Raw genomic sequence first — 6024 nt, 5'->3', positions numbered from 1 at the left:
ATCAAACTTTTCTCTATCTTCTGCCATATCTATTTGATCTGCTGTTGTTCCTAAAGTCTTTATATTCTTTTCCTTTAAGAAATTAGCAAGCTTTATAGCTGTCTGTCCACCAAACTGAAGTATAACCCCATCTGGATTTTCCTTTTCTATTATATTTAAAACATCTTCCTCTGTTAATGGTTCAAAATATAACTTATCTGATATATCAAAATCTGTACTTACTGTTTCTGGATTGTTGTTTATTATTATTGTTTCTATATCCATGCTCTTTAGTGCCTTTACACAATGAACTGAAGCATAATCAAATTCTATTCCTTGTCCTATTCTTATTGGCCCAGAACCTATAACAATTACTTTCTTTCTATCTTTAGTTATAGTAACTTCGTCATACTGGTCATATGTTGAGTAATAATATGGTGATAAAGCTTCAAATTCTCCTGCACATGTATCAACCATCTTGTATGAAGGTTTAATGTTCCATATATCTCTTAATCTATTTACGTCCTCTGGACATATTTTTAAGAAGTCTGCTATAGCCTTATCTGAGAATCCTTTTTTCTTTAAATTTAATAGCCATTCTTTATCTAAATCTTCTACTTTACTAAGCTTTAATCTTTGCTCTTCATCAACTATCCATTTTATTTTTTCTACAAAGAATTCATCTATTCCTGTTGTTCTTGATACTTTATCTACTCTATAATCTCTTCTAAGCATTTCTGCTAAAGCAAATATTCTCTCATCATCAGGAGTTACAACTCTTTCTTTTAATTCTTGCATGCTTAAGTCTCTAAACTTCTTAAAGTCTAATGAATATCTTCCTATTTCTAAACTTCTTATTCCTTTTAAGAATGCTTGCTCAAAGTTAGATCCTATAGCCATTATTTCTCCAGTTGCCATCATCTTTGTTCCAAGAGCTCTATCTGCTCCAAAGAACTTATCAAAAGGCCACTTTGGAATTTTACATACTACGTAATCTAAACTTGGTTCAAAACATGCATATGTTTTTTGAGTTACAGCATTTTTAATTTCATCTAATCCATATCCTAATGAAATTTTAGCTGCAAGTTTTGCAATTGGATATCCTGTTGCCTTTGAAGCTAATGCTGATGATCTTGAAACTCTTGGATTTATCTCAATTACTGCATACTCAAAACTTTCAGGATTAAGTGCAAATTGTACGTTACATCCGCCTTCTATTCCTACTGCGTTTATTATATTTATTGATGCTGTTCTAAGCATTTGATATTCTTTATCTGATAATGTTTGTGACGGTGCTACAACTATACTATCACCTGTATGTATTCCAACTGGGTCTATGTTCTCCATATTACATACTGTTATACAGTTTCCGTATGAATCTCTCATTACTTCATACTCTACTTCTTTCCAACCTTTAACTGATTTTTCTAAAAGTACCTGTCCTATTGTACTTAACTGAAGACCTGATTTTAATATTTCACTAAGTTCTTCTTCAGTTTCAGCTATTCCTCCACCTGTTCCACCTAAAGTGTATGCAGGTCTTACTATAACTGGGTATCCTATTTTATTTGCAAAGTCCATACCAGCTTTAAAGTCTGTTACTATTTCACTTTGTATTACTGGTTCACTTATTCTATTCATCATATTTCTAAATAGCTCTCTATCTTCTCCTTCTTTTATGGATTCAATAGATGTTCCTATTACTTTTACATCATATTTTTCTAAAACACCACTATCATAAAGTTCTACTGCAAGGTTTAATCCTGTTTGACCACCCATTCCAGCAAGTAAGCTATCTGGTCTTTCCTTAGCTATTACTTTCTCTACAAATTCTAATGTTAATGGTTCTAAGTAAACTTTATCTGCAACTTCTTTATCTGTCATTATTGTTGCTGGATTTGAGTTTATTAATACAACTTCTAACCCTTCTTCTTTAAGCGCTTCACAAGCTTGTGTTCCTGAGTAATCAAATTCTGCTGCTTGTCCTATTATGATTGGTCCTGATCCTATAACTAAAACTCTTTTTATATCTTTATTTAATGGCATATCTTAATCCTCCTAATATCTTATAGTGCGTAATTTAAAAATCTATCAAATATATATTCTGAATCTTTTGGTCCAGCTGATGCTTCTGGATGGAATTGAACTGAATATACTGGCATTTTTTTATGCTTTAATCCTTCAACTGTTCCATCATTAATATTTAAATGTGTTACTTCAACATCTTCTGGTATTTCATCAACAACGTATCCGTGATTTTGTGATGTTATATGAACTCTTCCAGTTTCTAAATCTTTTACTGGGTGGTTACATCCTCTATGTCCAAATTTTAATTTAGTTGTGTTTCCACCTAAGCTTAATGCTAAAAGCTGATGTCCTAAACAAATTCCAACTATAGGTTTCTTTCCAATGATCTTCTTTATATTTTCTATTTCTCTTTCTAAATCTTGTGGATCTCCAGGTCCATTTGATAAGAATACTAAGTCTGGATTTACTTTAAGTACTTCTTCTGCTAATACGTCTGATGGGAATACTGTTATTTTGCATCCTCTCTTCTTGAAGCATCTTAAAATATTATTCTTTATTCCGTAATCTATTATTGCTACGTGCTTTCCATCTCCATCTATTTGATATGCCTTATTAGTCGTTACTATTTTTACTGCATCTTTGTTAGAAAATGCATCTAATTCTTTTTTCACTTCTGAAAGTTCTGAATGGTCTAATGTTATTACACCTTTCATTGTTCCATTATTTCTTAATATTTTTGTTAATGCTCTTGTATCTATTCCTTCGATACCAACAACTTTGTTTTGCTTTAAGTAATCATCTAAATTCATTTCACATCTGAAATTATTTGGTATATTGCATTTCTCTCTAACGATGAACCCTTTAACTTGTGGCTTGCTTGATTCCATATCATCAAAATTTATTCCGTAATTCCCTATTAAAGGATATGTCATTGTTACTATTTGACCGTGGTATGAAGGGTCTGTTAAAACCTCTTGATATCCTGTCATTCCTGTTGTAAATACTACTTCTCCAACGCTTTCACCTGCGTATCCAAAGGATTTTCCCTCGAAAATAATACCATTTTCTAATATAAGCTTTGCTTTCATGCCTAGCCCTCCTCAAAACTTTTTAACTTTTTACGTTTGATGCTAAAAATACACTTTAAAAGATAAATTTTTATAAAAAAAAGGATAATAAAGAGACCACAATACTTTAAATTGCTCTCTTAATCATCCTCGTATGTTCATTATTATTTAAATTTATCTCTAAAGACAAAGCTATGATTCTTCTATTACTTATAGATAACATAGTTGCATACTCCTTTCTGGCCTCACAGGACCAATTTAAAGTGTATATTAACTTTAAAATTTATTCTTTTTTAATATTGTATTGTACTCTCCATTTTCTGTCAAGGCATTTTTATTTTTCGTTCTGGTTACTTTTTAAAATACATATAATTACCATATAAAAAGTTCTTTAATACTATTTACAAATTTTATCTAAAATGTTATTATTTTATTATTATTCGCTTTTTGGTAATATATTACATGTAGAGTAATTAGGGATACTCTTCTTAATAATTATTTATTATTAAAAATTTGAAATAATATAAGAAGAAAGTAATAAGGGGGATATTATGTTAGAAATTAAAAACTTAACAAAGAAATTTAAAAAAGCTACTGTTGTTAGTGACGTATCTTTTAAAGTTAATCCTGGCGAAATAGTTGGACTTCTTGGTGAAAATGGTGCAGGTAAGACTACTACTCTTAGAATGATCTCAACAATGCTTAATATTACTTCAGGAGAAGCTATAGTTAATGGTTTTTCCGCATCTAAAGATTCAATAAAAGTAAGAAATGAAATCGGAATTTTATTTGGAGGGGATGTGGGTCTTTATGATAGGCTAACAGCTAGAGAAAACATTAAATATTTTGCTAACCTTTATGGAATTTCTGATAAAGATGCTGATATTAGAATTAATGAATTATCTAAAAAGTTTGATATGGATGACTATATTGATAAAAAAGTTTCTAAGTTCTCTAGAGGTATGAAACAAAAGGTTTCTATAGCACGTTCAATAGTCCATAGCCCGAGTGTTATGCTTTTTGATGAACCTAGTACAGGCCTTGATGTAACTGCTGCACGAACTATTCAAGATTTTATTCTTGATTGTAAAAAAGAAAAAAAGACAATTCTCTTTTCTAGTCACTCTATGAGAGAAGTTGAGAAGCTTTGCGATAGAGTTGTTATTATAAACAAAGGAAAACTTATTGAGGATTCTTCAATAGATACCCTTAAGGAAAAATATAATAATAATGATCTTGAAGAAGTATTTATTTCTTTAATTGGAGGTGGCAGTCATGAGTAATTTTTTAATTGTTTTTAAGAAGGAACTTAAAGATATTTTCCGTGATAGGAAGACTATTATTTTCTCTATTTTACTTCCTATATTAGTTTTCCCAATAATTTTTAATGTAATGTTTAAAGGTATGGAGGACTCATCTAAAAAGGCTACTGAAAATATAAACATTGCTCTTAAAGGTGATTTAAACTCCAGCGTTACTAATATTTTAAAATCTCAAGAAAATATAAATATAAAAGATGTAAGTGACCCTACAAAGGCATTAAAAGATGGTGACATTCAACTTATCGTTGATGTACCAAATGATTTTGATAAAAAGATTGCTAAAGGTGAAAAGGCTGATCTTCAAGTTTTAATTGATGAAAACTCAAACAACTCATCAATTGCAGCAAATTTAGTTGAACATCTATTTAGTGGTCTTTCAGATAAAATTGTATCTGATAAGTTAGTTTCTGAAAATATTGATCCTGCAATACTTAAACCTTTCGATGTTTCTGTTAAGTCAGGTATAAGTGAGGCCGCTATTAATCCTATGGCTAGTAGCTTTATGGGTATGATACCTTCTCTTATAATTATTCTTATGATTTCACCAACTCTTGCAATTGCTGCTGACCTTGGTGCTGGTGAAAAAGAGAGAAATACTTTAGAACCATTGCTTTCAACTGCTTGTAATAGGAATGCTCTTCTTTGGGGTAAAATAGTTTCTATGAGTGTTGTGTCTGCTTTAGCTTTAATTTTAAGTTTAGGTTCTATGTATTTTGCAATGCAAAACTTACCGGGGCTTGAAGATGGTTTCTCACTTTCTTTAACTCCAACTAGTATAGTATTTATTCTTATAATATCATTGCTATTATTAATTGCTATATGTTCACTTGAAACATGCGTAAGTCTTTATGCCAAATCTGTAAAGGAAGCTGGAACTTATCTATCTGGATTAGTTATGCCATTTATGATTCTTTCATATGTTCCTGTATTTATGGATGCAAAGAGTGTATCTATGCTTATATTTAATATACCAGTTGCAAATTCTGTTGCTTTAATGAAGGAAGTTATGGCAGGTGTATTTAATGAAACCCATATACTTATAGTATTTGGATGGCACATAGCTTATGTTGTTTTAGCTGTATTATTTGCTAAATATATGTTCTCTAGAGAAGAAGTTATATTTAGAGCTTAATTTAAAGAGAGTGTCGACTTCTTAGTCGACACTCTTTAACTTTATATTAAATATTAAAAGTTATCCATTTTTCCAGTGAAAAATGGTACTAAGTAAATTAATGTTGATATCAAAATATTTATTATGAAAAATATTTTATATATAAATTTACTTTTAATTTTTTCCTGAAATTTATTCAAAGTTAGCATATATGCTGGTATTATAGATATACTCATTGCTGTTATAAATATAATAAAACATATAATTACGTTTACTATTAAAGGTACTTCGAATGGAAATATTCTATCACTTAGAAAATCTCCATTTAGTAATGTTATAAAAGCATACAATGGAATACTTACTATATAACAAACTATATAATACATAACGTACGTTAAGTTTCTTTTTAAATTCCCTTCCCCCATACTATATAAGTCTCCCCCTTTACTTATTTGTAGTTAATATTATTTTTCTAATCAGACTTCTTGGAAGTATTTTAGTACTAAAAACCATAACT

General features: G+C 29.9%; 5 protein-coding genes. 2 read left to right on the top strand and 3 right to left on the bottom strand.

Features of this window, described 5'->3' with window-relative positions:
- A partial coding sequence (carB, locus tag RSF37_RS14600; protein ID WP_332565110.1) for a carbamoyl-phosphate synthase (glutamine-hydrolyzing) large subunit occupies window positions 1-2025 on the bottom strand: 2025 nt, incomplete at its 3' end.
- Between the two features lie 20 nt (window positions 2026-2045).
- The gene (gene carA, locus RSF37_RS14595) at window positions 2046-3095 is read right to left on the bottom strand and encodes a glutamine-hydrolyzing carbamoyl-phosphate synthase small subunit (RefSeq protein WP_332565109.1); all 1050 of its coding nucleotides are present in this window, start codon (window positions 3093-3095) and stop codon (window positions 2046-2048) included.
- A gap of 530 nt (window positions 3096-3625) precedes the next feature.
- On the opposite strand from carA, the gene RSF37_RS14590 reads away from it, so the two are divergent.
- A complete protein-coding gene (locus RSF37_RS14590; RefSeq protein WP_332565108.1) occupies window positions 3626-4357 on the top strand; it encodes an ABC transporter ATP-binding protein in 732 nt (243 codons plus the stop codon).
- Entirely contained in the window at window positions 4350-5528 is a 1179-nt protein-coding gene (locus RSF37_RS14585; protein WP_332565107.1) for an ABC transporter permease, read from the top strand. The genes RSF37_RS14590 and RSF37_RS14585 overlap by 8 nt, the downstream gene beginning before the upstream one ends.
- 53 nt (window positions 5529-5581) lie before the next feature.
- Here RSF37_RS14585 and RSF37_RS14580 read toward each other — a convergent pair whose 3' ends face one another.
- Window positions 5582-5932 (bottom strand): hypothetical protein, encoded by a 351-nt coding sequence (locus RSF37_RS14580; protein WP_332565106.1) that lies wholly within the window; start codon window positions 5930-5932, stop codon window positions 5582-5584.
- Between the last annotated feature and the right edge of the window lie 92 nt (window positions 5933-6024).

The sequence above is a fragment of the Clostridium sp. genome (genome assembly GCF_036643715.1).
GTDB lineage: Bacteria > Bacillota > Clostridia > Clostridiales > Clostridiaceae > Clostridium.
The sequence above is the reverse complement of the archived record's forward strand: the minus strand, read 5'-3'. Positions and strand labels throughout refer to the sequence as shown.